16 protein-coding genes are annotated in these 17,826 nt (G+C 52.3%); 12 read left to right on the top strand and 4 right to left on the bottom strand.

From position 1 onward, the window contains the following. The first annotated feature begins 1 nt into the window (after nucleotide 1). The gene (locus BEQ56_10670) at nucleotides 2-931 is read left to right on the top strand and encodes an ABC transporter permease (protein AOH43896.1); all 930 of its coding nucleotides are present in this window, start codon (nucleotides 2-4) and stop codon (nucleotides 929-931) included. A gap of 24 nt (nucleotides 932-955) precedes the next feature. Then, on the top strand, nucleotides 956-1,726 hold the full coding sequence (locus tag BEQ56_10665; GenBank protein AOH43895.1) for a phosphorylase: 771 nt from the start codon (nucleotides 956-958) through the stop codon (nucleotides 1,724-1,726). 52 nt (nucleotides 1,727-1,778) lie between these two features. Here BEQ56_10665 and BEQ56_10660 read toward each other — a convergent pair whose 3' ends face one another. Further along, complete coding sequence (locus tag BEQ56_10660) at nucleotides 1,779-3,074, bottom strand: hypothetical protein (protein ID AOH43894.1); 1,296 nt, start codon at nucleotides 3,072-3,074, stop codon at nucleotides 1,779-1,781. Between the two features lie 41 nt (nucleotides 3,075-3,115). Beyond that, nucleotides 3,116-4,381 (bottom strand): hypothetical protein, encoded by a 1,266-nt coding sequence (locus tag BEQ56_10655; GenBank protein AOH43893.1) that lies wholly within the window; start codon nucleotides 4,379-4,381, stop codon nucleotides 3,116-3,118. Nucleotides 4,382-4,642: 261 nt separating this feature from the next. On the opposite strand from BEQ56_10655, the gene BEQ56_10650 reads away from it, so the two are divergent. From BEQ56_10650 to BEQ56_10610, 9 genes are all read left to right on the top strand, one after another. Then, nucleotides 4,643-7,966 carry a hypothetical protein gene (locus BEQ56_10650; protein AOH43892.1) on the top strand — a complete coding sequence of 1,108 codons (3,324 nt, stop codon included), beginning with the start codon at nucleotides 4,643-4,645 and terminating at the stop codon, nucleotides 7,964-7,966. 174 nt (nucleotides 7,967-8,140) lie between these two features. Next, nucleotides 8,141-9,439 carry a hypothetical protein gene (locus tag BEQ56_10645; protein AOH43891.1) on the top strand — a complete coding sequence of 433 codons (1,299 nt, stop codon included), beginning with the start codon at nucleotides 8,141-8,143 and terminating at the stop codon, nucleotides 9,437-9,439. A gap of 106 nt (nucleotides 9,440-9,545) precedes the next feature. Then, nucleotides 9,546-10,472, top strand: a complete 927-nt coding sequence (locus BEQ56_10640) for a hypothetical protein (protein AOH43890.1) — start codon at nucleotides 9,546-9,548, stop codon at nucleotides 10,470-10,472. Beyond that, nucleotides 10,469-11,308, top strand: a complete 840-nt coding sequence (locus BEQ56_10635; GenBank protein ID AOH43889.1) for a hypothetical protein — start codon at nucleotides 10,469-10,471, stop codon at nucleotides 11,306-11,308. The genes BEQ56_10640 and BEQ56_10635 overlap by 4 nt, the downstream gene beginning before the upstream one ends. 106 nt (nucleotides 11,309-11,414) lie before the next feature. After that, entirely contained in the window at nucleotides 11,415-12,206 is a 792-nt protein-coding gene (locus tag BEQ56_10630) for a hypothetical protein (protein ID AOH44511.1), read from the top strand. After that, nucleotides 12,203-12,994, top strand: a complete 792-nt coding sequence (locus BEQ56_10625) for a hypothetical protein (protein AOH43888.1) — start codon at nucleotides 12,203-12,205, stop codon at nucleotides 12,992-12,994. Before BEQ56_10630 ends, BEQ56_10625 begins: the two co-directional genes overlap by 4 nt. A gap of 285 nt (nucleotides 12,995-13,279) precedes the next feature. Then, a complete protein-coding gene (locus tag BEQ56_10620; GenBank protein ID AOH43887.1) occupies nucleotides 13,280-13,801 on the top strand; it encodes a hypothetical protein in 522 nt (173 codons plus the stop codon). A gap of 306 nt (nucleotides 13,802-14,107) precedes the next feature. Next, nucleotides 14,108-14,665, top strand: coding sequence for a hypothetical protein (locus tag BEQ56_10615; GenBank protein ID AOH43886.1), 558 nt, complete (start codon nucleotides 14,108-14,110; stop codon nucleotides 14,663-14,665). A gap of 697 nt (nucleotides 14,666-15,362) precedes the next feature. Next, nucleotides 15,363-15,920: a hypothetical protein gene (locus BEQ56_10610; protein AOH43885.1), complete on the top strand. Its 558-nt coding sequence runs from the start codon at nucleotides 15,363-15,365 to the stop codon at nucleotides 15,918-15,920. A 162-nt stretch (nucleotides 15,921-16,082) separates the two neighbouring features. On the opposite strand, the gene BEQ56_10605 is transcribed toward BEQ56_10610, so the two are convergent. Continuing rightward, on the bottom strand, nucleotides 16,083-16,526 hold the full coding sequence (locus BEQ56_10605; protein AOH43884.1) for a hypothetical protein: 444 nt from the start codon (nucleotides 16,524-16,526) through the stop codon (nucleotides 16,083-16,085). An 11-nt stretch (nucleotides 16,527-16,537) separates the two neighbouring features. Next, the gene (locus tag BEQ56_10600) at nucleotides 16,538-16,792 is read right to left on the bottom strand and encodes a hypothetical protein (GenBank protein AOH43883.1); all 255 of its coding nucleotides are present in this window, start codon (nucleotides 16,790-16,792) and stop codon (nucleotides 16,538-16,540) included. A 347-nt stretch (nucleotides 16,793-17,139) separates the two neighbouring features. Here BEQ56_10600 and BEQ56_10595 point away from each other — a divergent pair, with 347 nt between their 5' ends. After that, nucleotides 17,140-17,769, top strand: coding sequence for an NADH-flavin reductase (locus BEQ56_10595; protein ID AOH43882.1), 630 nt, complete (start codon nucleotides 17,140-17,142; stop codon nucleotides 17,767-17,769). Nucleotides 17,770-17,826 lie beyond the last annotated feature (57 nt).

The raw sequence follows: 17,826 nt of genomic DNA, 5'->3' as shown, positions 1-17,826 counted from the left end.
GATGCCCGCTATTTTCGGTTATGTTTTCAGCGCCAACTTCTTTTTTATGTGGATCCGGGTTGCGACGCCGATTATTCTGGTCGCGCTTGGGGCGGTCGTCTGTGAGCGGTCCGGGGTTGTCAATCTTGGGTTGGAAGGGACGATGCTGATCGCCGCGTTATTCGGTGTTTTGGGTTCGCATTTTGGGAAAGGATTGCTGCCTGGCTTCCTCCTCGGGACGGGTTCCGCGTTGATGATCAGCATGATTTTCGCTTTTTTTCATCTTGTTCTGAAAGCGAATAATGTTCTTTGCGGAACAGCGATCAATACGCTGGCGTCCGGGTTAACCGTCTTTGTATTGCAGATGATTACCGGAGAAAAGGGAACGAGCGCCTCGATCAAGAGTTATTCTTATCCGGAAATCCATATTCCATTTTTAAAGGATATTCCGATTCTGGGGCAGATTCTTTCTGGGCACAATCTGTTGACCTATCTTGCTGTTCTCTTGCTTTTTGTTGTGATGTTCCTGTTGTTCAAAACTCCATTGGGCCTACGGATTCGTGCTGTTGGGGAGAATCCGAGCGCAGCGGCGAGCGTCGGGATTCCGGTCGTCCGGATCCGGTTCATCGCAATTTGTATATGCGGCGTATTCGCCGGCTTAGGCGGGATGTATTTATCGATGGCTTATTTGCCGATTTTTGCGCGTGATATGACGGCGGGGCGTGGATTTATTTCGCTCGCGGCCTGCGCGATGGGACGGGCGAATCCGATCGGTGTCTTTGCGTCGGCGCTCGTATTTGCGTTTTTTGACGGGCTGTCCAATATTCTCCAAGTGTTGCGAATTCCGGCAGAGTTTGTGCAGATGATGCCGTATGCGGCGACAATTTTAGGCTTGACGATTTATTCGATTCAGCGAATGTACTCGTTGAGCTTGAAGCATTCTCGAAAATAATCACAGGGCGAAAGGAATAATTTTATGTCAATTTTAGATAAAAACGAGAAAACGCTTGGGAAAAAGCAATATCATATTCATGTATCTCCCGGCGAAATCGGAAAATATGTATTACTGCCTGGCGATCCGGCTCGAAGTGACCGCGTTGCAGCGTATCTCGACGATGCGGAGCTGGTCGCGAATAACAGGGAGCACCGGACGTTTACCGGTTTTTATAAGGGCATCAAAATTTCGGTGACCTCAACGGGTATGGGATGTCCCTCCACGGCGATAGCGGTAGAGGAATTGATTAATGTTGGTGGGGAGTGCTTTATTCGGATTGGGTCAACTGCCGGTCTTCAGCCATATCAGAAAATAGGCGATCTGATTATTTCGACGGGGGCTATGAAAAACGAGGGAACGTCCAAATTCTACGTTCCGGATTGTTTCCCAGCGATCCCAGATTTCGATTTGACACGTATCCTGATCGATACGGCGCGGGAGATGGAAGGCCAACTGGGGTTTAAGAGCTATTATGGAATTAACGCTACTGACGATGCATTTTATGGAGAATCGCCCGAGTGGATCGAGAAGCTGTCCTCTCTTGGATGTTTGAACGTTGAGATGGAGAGTTCGGCGATTTATACCGTTTGCACGAGGCGAAAAAAGCGGAGCGCGATGATCGCCGCGATTTCGGGAAATCTGGTTACGGCCGACGTGGTTTACGAGAAGGCGAATGAGGGACTGATTAAAGGCTGGGACGACGAGATTCAGGTTGTTTTAGAAACAATCTATCGTTTTGATCGTCAAAGTTAATCAGCGGGTGTTCTTAAGATCGGGGCTGGGAATTTTTCCCAGCCCCGGACAACTACAAAGTATTCTCTATCCTCTCCGGAACATTCTTCAAGAATCTCCGTCCCGCGTACATGACGATCAGCGCGCCGACGAAAAGCAGGATGATTGAAAAGATCGAGAACGAGCTTCGTCCGGTCACGGCCTTCGTCGCCGAATACAGGAGCGGGCCCATAAACGCGGCGAATTTCCCGAAAATATCGAAGAATCCGAAATACTCTCCGGACTGCGCAGGGGGGACCATTTTCCCGAAATAGGAGCGGGAGATCGCCTGAATTCCGCCCTGGACCGTTCCTACGAGAATCGCCAGAGCGAAGAACAGCGTCGTCGCCTGAGGGATCGTCAGGAACGCTTCTTCCAGCCCGAAGCCCATGATAAAACCGAGGATGCAGATTAATAAATACATACAGATCGCGGCCAGGAGCATTTTCAGCGAGCCGATTTTTTCGCTGATCCGGCCGAAAAGAATCGCGCAGGGGAACGCGACCAGCTGCGTCACGAGGAGCGCGATGATCAGGCCGGTACTGTCCAGCCCAAGCGTCGCCCCATAGCTCGTCGACATGTTGATTACCGTATTTACACCGTCGATATACAGGAAGTACGCGATCATGAAAAAGAGCATCGGCTTGAATTTCAGTATTTTCCGCGCGGTCGTGAAAAGCTCGTTAAACGTATTCCTGACAAGGTTTCCTTGCGGGATATCGCAGCCGTGCTTCTGCTCGACGTTCCTGAACATCGGGATCGAGAACAGCCCCCACCACAGAACACAGATCAGCAGCGAAAGCTTAACCGCCATCGTTCCGTCGACGCCGAAATTTTCCCCAAAGAGAACGAGCGCGATCGCGGCTAAGAACGGGATTGTCGATCCGCCGATATAGCCGATCCCATAAGCCAGGCTTGAAATTCGATCCATTCGTTCGGGCGTCGTAACTTCGACCAGGTAGCTGTCGTTGACGAGGCAGGAGCCGAGGAAGCCGATATATGAGAAGACATAGCCGACGAGCATTCCGCGCCAATCGTTCGTCACCGCGCAGTACAACGTAGCCAGCAGTCCCATTGCGACGAAAAAGCCGAAAACGCGCCGTTTCCAGCCCTTAAAATCGGCGATCCGTCCGATTACCGGCGCGAACAGCGCCAAAATAAAAGCGGCCGTCGCGGTTCCGATCCCCCACCAGAAATCGCCGGATTCTCCGGCCGATTCGGCGGCGTTCGAAAAATAAATCGGGAAGATGACCGCGCTCATGATTGTCGCGTATACGGAATTCGCGTTATCGTACAGAATAAAGCTGATTTCTTCTTTGGTCAGTTTCATGCGGTTGGATCCCTTTCCTTCAGTTCGGCGGCGCGCTGCGGTTACAGCGTCAAACCTGATTCATGACAAACGATTTTCGTAACGTCCAGGATATTCTTCGGCTCAAACCGATAATTCTTTTCGGAAATCGCGTAAAAAACGCGGTAAGCCTCGTAATCGAGCGGATACCCGTGCGTTGCGCGATGGGTCTTATCGATCGAAAAGTAGACGCCGACTTTCGCCGCGAGCCCGAAGACGACGGACGCGTCGAGGGTTTCGGCTTCGGCGAGCGTCGCTAATCGTTCCGCCGTGAACCCGGCCGTTTCGAGTTCGGCCTCCGTCAGCTTCCTTTTAGCGACATTGGCGTCATGGAGCCGGCTTTCGACGGCCGCGATCTCATCGTCGGAAAGCGATCGGTTGAAGAAAACCGCATTCCCGTCGGCGTTCAGGAAGAACGCGCGCGCGTTCATAAGCGATCCATCTTCGTTCCGGTCGGCGAACCCAAGCTCCGCGAGAATCGTATTCGGATCGAAACATCGCGAGACCGGCAGCTGCGAATGGTCCGAGAAGATGATAACCCGTGTATCGGGCGTTATCGCGTCGAGGAGCATGCCCAGATGCCGGTCCAGTTCGTCCATTGCGGCGGACGCTTCCGGCGACCCGAGCCCGCAGGCATGGCACGCGCTGTCATATACGGTCAGGTGCAGCAGCATCAGGTCCGGACGGTCCTCCCGGATAATATCCAGCATCGTTAAAGTCGAGAACCGGTCCAGGTTCGGCTGCCTGACGCCGCTGAGGATCTTCCCATGGCGCAGGAGCGCTTTCAGCTGCGTCCATTTCGAACCGGCTCGCAGGTTTAAAAGAACCTGATTCTCGCCCATTCCGGCGGCGGATTCGGGGACGTTATACGCGATATCCTTCGAAAACGCGGTAACGGGCCAGAGTACCGCCGCGGTCCGCAGTCCTTTTTCTTTGGCCGCCTGCCAAATGGTTTTGGCACGGAGTTCGCGGCTGTCGTAACGCCAGCGCGGTTTCGGATTTCCGGGGTCGATTCGGGTATTGGAAATGATCCCATGGTCCCGCGGCGGTTTCCCGGTCGCGATCGAGGCGTGAATCGGGTAGGTGTTGCTGACGAACGATCCGACGACGTCGCGGAAAATCGTCCCGTTCTCGACGAAACGGCGAAAAACCGGCCGTGTCATCATTTCGTCCAGTGCGTCGGAACCAAGCGCGTCGAAAGAGATGAGTAAAAGCTTAGCGGCGATGGAACCCTCCTTCTTCTTTATAAAAAATCCATGTAGAAAATAATTTGCCGTTTCCGCGTTCAACGCTCCGGAAATAAAGGCGCGGTAATACGTGGGTTTTATACGGATGCATGTTGGAGAAGGGAGATTTTCCGCCTCTCCCTTCTTATTTGATTATAAAGTCGAATCAGGGAAAAAACGTGGATTGATTATCTCAGGCGCGAATTGGCGCGGACGTAAAAAATATTTCTTCGCTTGCAGTCCGTTTCAGCCTCCTGTTCCTTCTGAGAACCGCCATATTCTGTGAGATAATAGTTACTATAGCGCAATCGATCGGAGGAGCGGTTGGCAAATTCTACCCGTCGTTATCATTCTGCGAAAAAGTCGGACCGGTTTCAGCGTAATCCGGTGATTGGCGTGCTTGCCGGATGGCAGTTTTATAATATTTCAACGAATTTAAATTATTTGCTTCCGATTTATCAAGGGATCAATCAAGCGGCTGAAGAGTTGGATTGCAGCGTTCTTTTCGGCTGCGGCATGGGGGCGGATTCCGGCTTGGAAAATCCGAATCATCCTGCCTGGCCGCAGTTTGCGCCTGACTGTGATTTTGCTCCGATCGGGGAGCGGAATACGGACGGACTAATCGTGTTTACCCCGCTTCATTCCTCCGGCCGTTCGGGTTATATTCGCCGGCTGCGTGAGAAAGGTCATCCGGTTCTGTTTATCGGCTCCGGCGAGGATGGAGCTACGATTGCGGCTGACAATGTCGGCGGAGTTAAATCAGCGTTCGACCATCTTGTCCGTCACGGTCATCGCCGCATTGCGTTTATTGCCGGGAGTCAAGATGATTTAGCCGGCGATACCGGCGAGCGGCTGGCGGCTTATCGGGAGACGGTTCAGAATTATGGTTTCAACAGCGACGACCGGCTTGTTGCGTACGGCGGGCACGTTTATCGCGGCGGTTATAAGGCGATGAAGCGTATTTTATCCAGTCAAGCCGAATTTACAGCTGTCATTGCAAGTAATGACGAGATGGCGATCGGCGCGATCCAGGCTCTAAAGGAAACCGGACGGGAAACGCCGCGTGACGTCGCCGTGATCGGTTTCGATAATCGACTGGAAGGGGCGGCAAACGTGCCGCCGCTGACGACCGTCGAGATTCCGCTTTTTGATATGGGGCGGCGTGCGCTTGAAGAAATGATCCGTTATCTGGGTTCCGGCGAGCCGTTATCTCCGATTATCCGCGTCCCGACGCGATTGGTTATCCGCGAGTCCTGCGGCTGTGATGAGTTCGCTGAGGCGCGAAGCGCGATACAGGACCACATGCATGACAATGGGGCGGATTCTCCACAGGAGACGACCGCCGCGATGACCCGGCGTCAGTTTTATCGGTTCGTTTCCGCGGCACGTACGGATTCGAACCGCCTCAGTTTGCTTTCTGCGGCCTTATTTTCCGCGTTGACGGAGGATCAAATCTATTCCGTTTTATCGACGCATCTCAAGCTGATCGGAATTTCCGATGCACTGATCGTTCGTCATGAAGCGGGCGACGGTATCGAGCCTGCCCGAAGCAGCGTTATCGACGTTTTTCATCCGGATCGGAAAGCGATTCATTTTGATACGCGTATTTTTCCGCCGTCGCGGCTGATTCCTGGCGTCCGATCGTTTCGATGGGTCGTTATTCCATTCCCTGGCAACGCGGGTTTATCCGGCGCGGTCGTTTTTGACAGCGGGCGTCTGGATCTTTACGGTGCCGTTGTTCAGCAGATCAGCGGAGCGTTGAAAATGGCCGGTCTGTATAAAGAGGCGACGGATGGGCGGAGACTGGCGGAAGAAGCGCACCAAATGAAGAACCGCTTTTTATCGCTTGTCGGACACGAACTGCGGACGCCTTTGAATTTGATCGCCGGGTTGAGCGAATTGCTCCTGAAATCGGATCCAGTCCGGCGCGATCCGATCGCTGATCCCGTTATGAAGGACCTTGAACAGATTCATGCTTACGCTCAGCATTTGGGCGGGTTGATCGGCGATGTGCTGGATTTGGCGACGAGCGACGCGGGAGAGCTGCGGTTGAATTTGACTTCGGTCGATTTGGCGCGGACGCTGCGAATGATTGCCGACAGCGGCGCGAAATTAGCCGCGGGCAAGGGGTTGAAATGGCGCGCGGAACTGCCGTTCGAGGGTCCGCGCGTATGGGGGGATCCGATGCGGCTGCGCCAAATCGTACTGAACCTGATTAATAACGCGATCAAGTTTACGGAGTGCGGGGAGATTCGGCTGCGGGTTGAGGAACGCGGGACGGAAGTAACGATCTCGGTCAGCGATACAGGATCAGGAATCCCGATTACGGATCAGCAGGTGATTTTTGAAGAATTTCGCCGCTCGGATAGCAGCGTTTCGTTGGGCTACGGCGGGTTGGGTTTGGGGCTGGCGATTTGTAAACGGCTTGTCGATCTTCATGGCGGTCAGATCGGCGTCCGCTCTAAAGGCGTTCCGGGTATGGGGTCGACCTTCTATTTTACGCTGCCGACGATCTCGGATCGGGATGCGGACGAAACGCGTATTTATGAGTTGACCGATCCGGTCCGTTCGATCGCCTTGTTGACGGATCGGGCGTCCGACGGCGATCCGCTCGTGGATCAGCTCGTCAGGCGCGGTTACCGGGTTACGGTTTCGCCGCCTTTTTCAGGCGGGTCGGATCGCCCGAACTTCCCGGATCCCTTTCCGGACGTTGTTCTCATCGATACGGAGCCGAAATCGGGATCCTTTTGGGACGTATTAAAAGCGATTAAAGAAAACCCGCTCGGACGGAATACTTCCGTTCTTTTCTATCGTTATTCGAATGACGCCGGCAGGTTCGTTGAACTTGATTATATGACTAAACCGATTGAAATCGAACGGCTTACCGATACGCTCCAAAAAAGGCTTCCGGCTGACGGCGAACCAAGGGGACAGCGGACGATCCTGATCGCCGACGACGATCCGAATACGCTCGATCTTTACGCGCGCGTTCTTCAGAAACAGTCGAAGAATAACCGCGTTCTGCGCGTCTTGAACGGCCGTGATGCGCTGACCGTGTTGGAAACGGAGCCCGAGATCGATTTGTTGTTACTGGATTTGCAGATGCCTGAACTCGACGGGTTCCAGGTCCTGCAATGGATGCAGCGGCAGGAGCAGACGCGCAATATTCCGGTTATTGTCGTGACCGGAAAGGTCTTGACGCATGAAGACATGGAGAAATTGAATCATGGCGTTTCGACGATTCTTGAAAAAGGACTGTTCAGCCTCGACGAAACGATTGCACGGATCAGCGCGGCGTTGGATCGGACGTCGCGCTTGAGCGAAGATTCTCAACGTATGGTGCGTCGGGCGATGGCGTTCATGCACGAGCGTTATCAGGAGAGTCTTACGCGCCGCGATATCGCGCGTTACGTTTCAATATCCGAAGATTATTTGACTTTCTGCTTTCGAAAGGAATTGGGAACGACGCCGATCAAGTATCTTCACCGCTACCGCGTCCATCAAGCGCAGCGCCTTCTTCGGGATACGGAACGAACTGTGCTGGATATCGGTCTTGAGGTCGGATTCTATGACGGCGGCTATTTCAGCCGGATCTTTCGTCAGATCGTCGGGGTCTCTCCCGAAACTTACCGCCGCAATCGGAAGTAATCGCGGAAAGACCGAATAAGTCCGCGGCGCGGAACCGAAGATCTATCTTTTGTCCATGTTCATCTCGCTTTTGTCCCATTCAACGCTGGTTCGGTTTTATATAATTGATTTAAAGGCAGTGCGAAATTGGAAAAGGATGAATTTCGCGGCAAACGATTGTGAAAAGGAGTTGAGATGAAAAAGTTGCTGTCGCTGTTATTTGCTGTTCTGCTTATTTGTCTGTCGCTGAATTCCGTTTCGGCGGCTCCCGCTGTTCAGAAAACGACGCTTAGCGTGTTAATTCATCAGAACCCGCCGATGGTCGCGTTCATGGAGGCGTTTAACGCCAGGTTCGAGGAAAAATACCCGGATATTAAGATCGATATGGCGGTCGTTAATGCGAACGACCTGAGTACGGTCACGCAGACGCGCCTGACTGCGAACGATATCGACGTGATCGACGTTTTCGGTTTTGCGAACGGCGTCCAACCATACATGAAGAATGTTGACGCGCCGAATTGGCAGCAGCTGATCGAGGCCGGGCTGCTGATGGATCTGAGCGATTTGCCGTTCGTTCAGAACTATGACGCCGCGACGATCGCCGACGCCGGGTCTTTTGACGGAAAAGTGTATGAGGTGAATCTCGGCCGTGTTTCGTATAGCGGTATCTATTACAACAAAGAGATGTTCGCGGAAAAAGGACTTTCTGCGCCGACAACCTGGAGCGAACTGGTCGACACCTGCAAGGCGTTTTCCGACGATGGGATCCCCTGCATGACCGCTGGCGGTAAAGACGGCTGGCCGATTTTCGTCGGCGCTTACGGACTGATTGGGTCGGTTTATCCGGACCAGGCGGCGCTCGTCGAAGGATTATGGACGGGAAGCGTGAAATGGAACGATGAAAAATCGTTGGAAATGTGGGAAAAGATGAAAATCTACGCCCAGGACATGATGGAGGCCGGGGCCAGCGGCGTCGCTGGCGACGCCGCGCCGGGCCGCTTTGCGTCGGGCGCGGTCGCAATGTTCCCCGGGGGGACCTGGTACGCGGCGGCGATCGAAGAAATCGCCCCGGAACTGGATTGGGGTTATGTTCCTTTCCCGGGTTCGGATGATTCCGCCGACAATCAATACCTGTTTGGAAAGTACGACCAGGGTTGGTCGATTGCGGCGAAAACGCCGAATCGCGATGCCGCGATTGCATACTTGAGCGAGTTTTCCGATCCGGAAAATTATCAGGAATTCGTCACGGCGGTTGGTTTCATCCCGACTCAGTCGACCGCGAAACTGGATACGCGGATCGGGAACGAGGTCGCGCCGTATCTCGAAAACTTCCGTGTCGGTTACGAACAATACTGGGTCGCGCCCAAGGGGGCCGGGCAGTTCGCCAATCCCTGGGCGTCCTATTTCAAGCCGTTCGGTACCTACGATGACGCGCAGACGTTAGCCGACAAGGCGCAGGCGGATCTTCAGTCGGGACTTGACGCGCTGAAATAGAATCGTCTTTTGCGCGTGAAGCGTGAATCCTGAAAACGCGGTCCTCTCAAGCGCCGAAGACGCGCAGGGGACCGCGTAAGCGGTTCGGATCGAACGGGGAGATGAGATGAATTACTATTTCGGAAAAGGCGTCGCGAAGTTTATCCCTTATCTTTTGCTGCTGCCGGGAGTTGCCGTTTATTTTCTGATTTCGCTTGGTCCGTCGATTGCGACGTCGCTTTATTCGCTGACAGACGCGACCGGGATTCAAGGCGCGCCGATCCGCTGGATCGGGCTTGAAAATTATCGCGAGTTCTTGTTCATGGGGCAGGCATCCCGGGACAATCTGGACGCGTTGGGACGGACGTTGATTTTTTGCCTTTGCGTAACCGTTATTCAATTCGTCTTAGGTTTGGCCGCGGCTGTTATTTTAAATCAGGAGCTGCGTGGGCGGAATTTTTTCCGGACGCTATACTTTATGCCGGTTATCTACGGCGTCGTTATCCAGGGGTTGATGTGGACGCTTTTCCTGTATCCGTTGGGAGGACCGATGGCGAACCTGCTGCAATGGTTCGGCGTCCGATCGGAATTTTTAGGCGGCCAGCCGACGGAAGCGTTCGCCTGGGTCATCGTCGTTCAAATCTGGGCGAACATGGGGATCACGATGATGATCTTTCTTGCCGGGCTACAGACGATCTCATCCGAATTGTACGAGGCGGCTATCATTGACGGCGCGGGCGGCTGGCAGCTGTTTCGAAACGTGATCTGGCCGCTTCTTACGCCGAGCGTCAACACCAATTTGACGCTGAATCTTATCGGCTCGCTTCAGGCATGGCAACTGTTCATGATTTTACTCGGTTATCGAAACGGGACGCAGGTTTTAGGTTACCTGATTTACGCAACAGGTTTCGGACAGACCTCGGGAAGCGTTACGACCAGTTTCCGTCAAGGTTATGCCGCCGCCGCGTCGATGGTCCTGTTTTTCCTGGTTTTGGCGATCGGGCTGCCGGTTCAGCGTTTCCTCCGCCGGCGGGAAGAAAGGATCCTGGGATGAAAAAGACTGCGGGCGTGATACGGCTGCGCCTGAATTGGGGGAAAGTTTTCTCTTATATCTTCCTGATCCTTTTGGCGGCGGCATACTTAGGCCCGATTTTAATGCTGTTGAATACGTCTTTGAAGACGATGCCTTCGTTCATGCGAGACGCGACGGCTTTCGCGAAAGAATTGAACTTCAGGAATTTCGCCGACGCATGGGTCAAGGCGAACTTCCCGAAATATTTGCTGAATACGATGATCTACGCTGTTTCGGCGACGCTGATCTATATTGTAACTTCCGTTTTCGTGACGTTCCCGATTGCGCGCGGGTATGTCAAGTGCGCGAATCTGCTGCTGACGCTGTACGTCGTCGCGCTCTTCCTTCCGCCTTCGCTGATCCCGCAGTTTCAGCTGATCCTCAATCTGGGGCTGTATAACAATCCGGTCGGGTATATTCTTCTCTTTCTTGTTAACCCGATGGGTGTAATGATCCTGGTGAATTTTATTAAGACGCTGCCGAGGGAGCTGGATGAGGCGGCAGCGTTAGAGGGCTGCGGCTATTTCCATTTCGTTGTGTCGATCGTTTTCCCGCTGATCCGTCCCGCGATCGCGACGGTCGTCGTTTTGCATTCGATCGGAATTTGGAACGAGATCATCGCCCCGACGATCTACCTGACGAATAAAAATTATTATCCGATCGCGCGCGGCCTGATCGTTTTCCAGGGCGTATACGGGAGCAATTGGCCGACGTTGGCGGCCGCCGTATTGATGCTGACGGCTCCGATGATGATTTTGTTCCTGTTTTTGCAGCGATACATCGTGTCCGGGTTGACGAGCGGTTCGGTCAAGGGCTAAATGTCCCATTCATGATTTCGTATGAGCGTGGGGATTGATGTCGAAAGATCGTTTTTTCGGTAAAGGTCTGAGCTGGTTTCTTCCGGGCTTCCTTCTGCTTTTGCAGCTGGCGCTTCCTGCCGCGGTTTCGGTCCCGGTCGTTATCGCGGCCGACGCTGGCGCGACCGGCGTGGAAAAAGAAGGTTATGAATTAATCTGGCAGGATGAGTTTGACGGCGTGGCGATCGATCCGGCGAACTGGACGTTCGATCTGGGCGCGGGAGGCTGGGGGAACGGCGAATCGCAGTATTATACCGACCGTTCGGAGAACGCGGCGGTTCTGGACGGGATGCTGGTTATCAGCGCGCTTCAGGAGAAGTACGACGGTTCATATTTCACGTCGGCGCGGCTTAAAACGGAAGGGCTGCGCGCGTTTCGCTACGGTTGGATCGAGGCGCGGGTAAAAGTCCCGGAGGGAAAAGGTATGTGGCCGGCGGTTTGGTTGCTTGGAACCGATTTTAATCGGATCGGCTGGCCGGAGTGCGGCGAGATCGATATTATGGAGTATATCGGAAACGAACCCGATCTTATCATGGGTACGGCGCACGGTCCGGGTTACAGCGGCCCTCTGGGGTTCAGCCGCTGGAACCGGCGCGAGTTCAATATCGCAGATGAATTTCATACGTACGCGATCGATTGGACGGCGGATCGGATCGACTGGTACTTTGACGGCGAACATTATTATACGTTTCAGAAAGAGGATATCGGTGAGCGGGAGTGGGTCTTTAATCGTCCTTTTTTTATTCTGCTGAACCTGGCGATCGGCGGCCAGCTTCCCGGCCCGGTCGGCCTCGACGTAACTTTCCCGAAACAGTATTTTATCGATTACGTTCGCGTTTATCGAAAGGTTGAAAAATGAATCGGAAGTCCGAAGTGATTTTCTTTGACGATTTTACCGGAAAAGAATTAGATCGTAAGCGTTGGAACGTCGAGGTGACCGGTCCGGTCTATAACCAGGAACAGCAGGCGTACGTCGATTCAAGAGAGACGATTTACCTGATTCCCGGCGCGGATCAGGGCGCGAATGGCGCGCTCGTTCTTCATCCGCGCTGGCATCCCGGAACGGAGACAGTCGACGGCGTCCGCTTCGATTTTATTTCCGGGCGGATCAATACGCGCGGAAAAGTCAGCTTCACTTACGGAAGTATCTCCGCTCGGATTCGGCTAAGCGCCGGCGTCGGGCTTTGGCCGGCTTTTTGGGCGTTAGGGTTCGGGGTTTGGCCGGGCTGCGGCGAGATCGATATCATGGAGAACGTCGGCGCTCCGGATTGGGTGAGCGCCGCGGTTCACGGTCCGGGATATTCCGGCGATGCTGGACTTGCGAATAATTATTATTTTCAACCGGGCGAGGACATTGCCGGGTGGCATGTTTACGCCGTCGACTGGCTGCCAAGCGGCGAGATGATTTTTAAAGTGGATGGGCGGCTGATTTACCGCGTTACGTATCCGATGATTGAATTTTTCGGCGGATGGGCGTTCGATAACGAAAAATATCTGATTTTGAATTTCGCGCTTGGCGGGGCGTATCCGTTCAAAGTCAACGGCGTGCGCGCCCCGTATTTCGGACTCCCGAGCGAAACGGTCGTGAAAATCCAAAACAACGACGCGCGCATGGCGGTCGATTGGGTTAAAGTCAGCCGGGTCTGACGTCGGCACGGAACGTATCCGGCCCCGTCGGATATCCCGTCGAACCGTTTATTTTTCCTTTTTTACCGCGGCGATGCTGACGGGCTGGGCTATGCTGATTATATTTTCGCGAGTGTCGAGCTCCTCGAACCGGAGGCGCCGTTTGAGGTTGCTTCGTGTTCCTTTTGTCTGGGACTGGCAGCGATAGAACTGGCTGTATTCTGGCGGGTCCTCCGTTTTAAACTTGCGAAGCTGTTTGCTTTTCCGTATCTGAACGATCTGTGGCGCTGGCTTTTCCTTTTGCCGATGACCGTGGCGGTCTATTTCGTCGTCTGTCTTCCGGGGGATTTATCGAATGTCATGGTTGGACGGATTCGTCCGCTCAGTCTGCTGACCTGCATAGAGTACCAGACGCATTTTGTGCTTTGGGCGATGATGAATTCTCCGTTAATTATTGGCTGTGACGTCAGATCGATGTCGGATAGGACGCGGGAAATCCTGACCAATCCGGATGTGATCTCGATCAATCAGGATCTGGAATGCAGAAGCTGTTACCGGCTTAACGCCTTCGGCAGCCCGGATGCGTTCATTCTGGTGAAGCAGTTGTCCGGAGCGGAATGGGCTGTCGGGTTTTTCAATTTTGGCGAAACCACTGCTCATGTCGAGCTGCATTTCTGGGACATGGGCCTGTCTTTGCAATCCGGCATGTGTCTCCAGTTTTATGACTGCCTGAATCATGAGCAGATGGGATATCAGCGGGAATTCTATGCCTGTTGGATAGAGCCTCATGGCTGCCGATTATTCCGCTGCCGCGCGCATGAGACATAACGAAACTGGATTGGGCGGTTTTAGACGGTGAGCGCGAGAACGGAATCGGGTTGATTTCGGTTGCGTCGTCGGTGAATCGGTTGGATGGAACGATGACGATCGAGAATGAAGCCGGGACCTTCTCCGTCTTGTACTGATCAACCTGTAAACGGACTTTCTTCTATCTGATTCTTTATGGAATCTGGCTTTTTTTATTCACGCAGGATTTCCGCTGTTTACGCAGCACGGTGCACGAATTTTCCTTGGCAGGGTGGAATATAGGGTAGAATAGATTCATATTTTTAAGAAAAGAGAGGTTTTCTGAAAATGAAGAAATTAATGGCGGTTTTGTTAGTGCTGAGTCTGCTGGTCAGTTCGGCGGCGGTATTTGCGCAGGCTGAAACGACGGCGGACGCCGAGGCTATTGAGCTTAATTGGGCTGATTTCGAGGAGCTGCTTAAAGATGAAAGCTGGGCAGGCGATTTTTTCTCGTTTGACGAGGTCGCGATTAAGTTTTATGTTCCGGAAATGTTCCTGCCGGTTGAGCTGGATGACGAGATGCGCGAGGAGGGGTATATCGCGTATTTTATGCCGAAAGACGAATCGGCTGGGATCGGCGTTCAGTATGTCGACGCCGAAATGAAAGATGCCGACGCTTATATCGAGGCGTTGAAGGATCTGGGCGTAACGGACGCGGAAAAGTTGACGGTCAACGGCTTGCCGGCGGTCTCGTATACGAATCCTGATGATAAGGATGTGATGGTTCTGGCATTGGTGACGGAGAAGGGATATGTTCTTGAGTTCGCGTTTTCGCCGGTATCCGACGAAGGCTTTCTGGCGGTTTCGACGGTCATGATTGCGTCGATTCAAGAGTCTGAAGATTAATCTCAGTGTGTACCCGGCCAGGCGCCGGAGAATTCGATATCAGGGCTGTCCATATTACGGACGGCCTTTTTTTGCTTGAGGATTATATATAATTTCAGATAAAAGAAACGCTGTTTTTGAACGCTCATTAATAGACCTCTTTATTCTACTTATTAGAATGATTTATTGTTTATTGGAGCCGGTAGTCCATATTCCCGTTTCATGGCCTCTGTGGAAATGACCCATTGCTTTCCATACTTGCAGGCGTCAACCCCATTGACCAGTTTTCCGTAGGAAATCGCCTTTCGCAGGGTGCTTTCGTTCGGTCCCCAAAGCTGCGTAGCGTCGCGAAATAAAAGTATCGGCGGGGCGGATCGGGAACGGCATGATTGGCCTGTCCGTAGTGAATCCGGCGGCTATGGATTCCAGGCGCGAGAACGGAATCGGGTTGATTTCGGTTGCGTCGTCGGAGAATCGGCTGGGCGGAACGATGACGATCGAGAACGAAGCCGGGACCTTCTCCGTTTTCGTGCTGATCAACCTGTAAGCGCGGATGTTTTCTATCTGATTCTTTTGATGAGTTCAATATGGAATCAGGCTTTTTTATTCACACAGAATTTCCGCTGTTTACGCAGCACGGTGTACGAATTTCCCTTCACAGGGTAGAACATAGGGTAGAATAGGCGTATATTTTTAAGAAAAGAGAGGTTTTCTGAAAATGAAAAAATTGATGGCGGTTTTGTTGGTGTTGAGTCTGCTGATCGGCTCGGCGGCGGTATTTGCGCAGGCTGAAACGAAGACGGAAGACGAGGTTGTTGAACTTAATTGGGCTGATTTCGAAGAGGTGATTAAAAATGAAAACTGGAAAGGAGGTTTTTTCTCCTTTGACGAGGTCGCGGTTAAGTTTTTTGTTCCGGAAATATTCCTGCCGGTTGAGCTGGATGACGAGATGCGCGAGGAGGGGTATATCGCGTTTTTTATGCCGGAAGACGAAACGGCTGGGATCGGCGTTCAGTATATTGACGCTGAAATAGACGATATCGACGTTTACATCGAAGCGTTAAAGGAGCTGGGCGTAACCGATGTGCAAAAAATGATGATCAACGGCTTGACAGCGGTCTCGTATACGAATCCTGATGACGAGGATGTAATATGTCTGGCAATGGTGACGGAGAAGGGATATATCCTTGAATTCGCGTTTTCGCCGGTATCCGACGAAGGTTTTCTGGCGGTATCGAGGATTATGGTTGCGTCAATTCAGCCGTCTGAAGATTAATCAGGAGCTTACCGGCTGAACGCCGGAGATCTGATAACAGGGCTGTCCATAATAAGGACGGCCTTTTTTTTTTAGCTTGAGGATTATTTATAATTTCAGGTAAAAGAAGCGATGTTTTGAGCGCTCATCAATAGGCCTCTTTATTCTGCTTATTAAAATAATTTATTGTTGATTGGGCCCAGGCAGTCCATATTCCCGTTTCATGGCTTCTGTGGAAATGACCCATTGCTTTCCATACTTGCAGGCGTCAACCCCATTGACCAGTTTTCCGTAGGAAATCGCCTTTCGCAGGGTGCTTTCATTCAGTCCCCAAAGCTGTGTAGCGTCGGTAAACGCTATCAGACCATCGAACGGTGTCCTGATCGTCTCGCCGTTTTCAAAAAGCTCGTTACATGACAAGTCTATATCATCATTCCATATGATCCCATGCCCGCCTGTATCGACCGTTACGCTGGAAAACAGTTCCGGTTCGTTCTCCAGCGCTCTGAAAGCCGGCCATTTAGCGAACAGAGGGGCTACATGATATATTTTAGTTAATCCTTCGGCAAATTGGACGCTCAGGCGATAGTTTGGCAGAGCGCTGACTGCTTTGACCTTATGGAACATTTATAACTCCTTTATTCCAGCGGAGAGAGGGCCCTGAACTCCTGTGTTTTCCAGATATTGAGAAGATCATTCCTGTGAATGCCAATCCACTCCCGGACCATGGCTAACGCTTTGGGCGGTAAATGCCCTTCTATTATTTCTCCTGTTCGGATATTAATCGCAGCCATTTCCTCATCATACAAGGCGTGAATATGCGACGGATTGTGCTCTGCCTGTTGAAAATACATCCGAATGACGATTCCGTAAAATCTGCACAATACCGGCATAGTTAATATCTCCCGCCCTTCCTCGGCGATATTGTATCACGGAAACGTGAAAATGAGACGCGCTGTTGAGGACAACAGAACCTGAATATCCCGGTATTTTAATCTGGAAACTCAGGCTCTGAAAGAACATTTATCCCTGAATTGAGAACGAAATATCATCGAAATGAAAGTTAGCTTATGTTAAGATTTCAATGAATAAGCATGAGAATGCCGGTATCAAAAGGAGGAATGGTAATTCAACAGTTGGCTGCACTGCTTGTAATAATTAAGTTGACAGGCATCCTGTAATATGATATATTACAAGGCGTGCAGGAACGAAGCATAATTAAAAGAAAGAGGAAAAAAACATGAAAATAGCAGTCGTCGCAGCAAACGGCAAAGCCGCCCAAAAGATTATTTCTGAAGCTCTTAGCCGCGGGATTGAAGTAACCGCGTTTGGGAGAAATGAAAACCGTACTCAGGCGCAGCATTATGTTCGAAAGGATATCTTCGATTTGAAAGTGGAAGACCTTTGCGGATTTGACGCGGTTGTCGACGCGTTTGGCGCCTGGACGCCGGAAACGCTTCCGCAGCATGGTACGTCGCTCGCGCATCTTTGTGATGTGCTTTCGGGTACGGACACGCGCCTCCTGGTCGTTGGCGGCGCTGGAAGTTTGTACGTGAACCCGGAGCATACGGCCCGTGTTTCGGATGGACCTGATTTTCCGGATGCGTTCAAGCCGCTGGCGGCGGCGATGGCGCAGGGGCTTGAAGAATTGCGCGGGCGAAAAGATGTGAAATGGACGTACGTCAGCCCTGCGGCCGATTTTCAGGCTGATGGCGAGCGGAGCGGAAGTTATCTTCTCGGCGGGGAAGAGCTGACGCTGAATTCGCGTGGTGAAAGCGTGATCAGCTATGCAGATTATGCGATCGCGATCGTTGACGAAATTGAACAGGGAAATCACGTTCAGCAGCGGATCAGCGTTGTAAGAGCGTAATCAATTTAAGCGCTTTGGGTGATCTGCATGGTCGGAACTTGTGTAGCATGTTAAGCT

It is taken from the genome of Anaerolineaceae bacterium oral taxon 439, assembly GCA_001717545.1.
GTDB lineage: Bacteria > Chloroflexota > Anaerolineae > Anaerolineales > Anaerolineaceae > Flexilinea.
The sequence above is the reverse complement of the archived record's forward strand: the minus strand, read 5'-3'. Positions and strand labels throughout refer to the sequence as shown.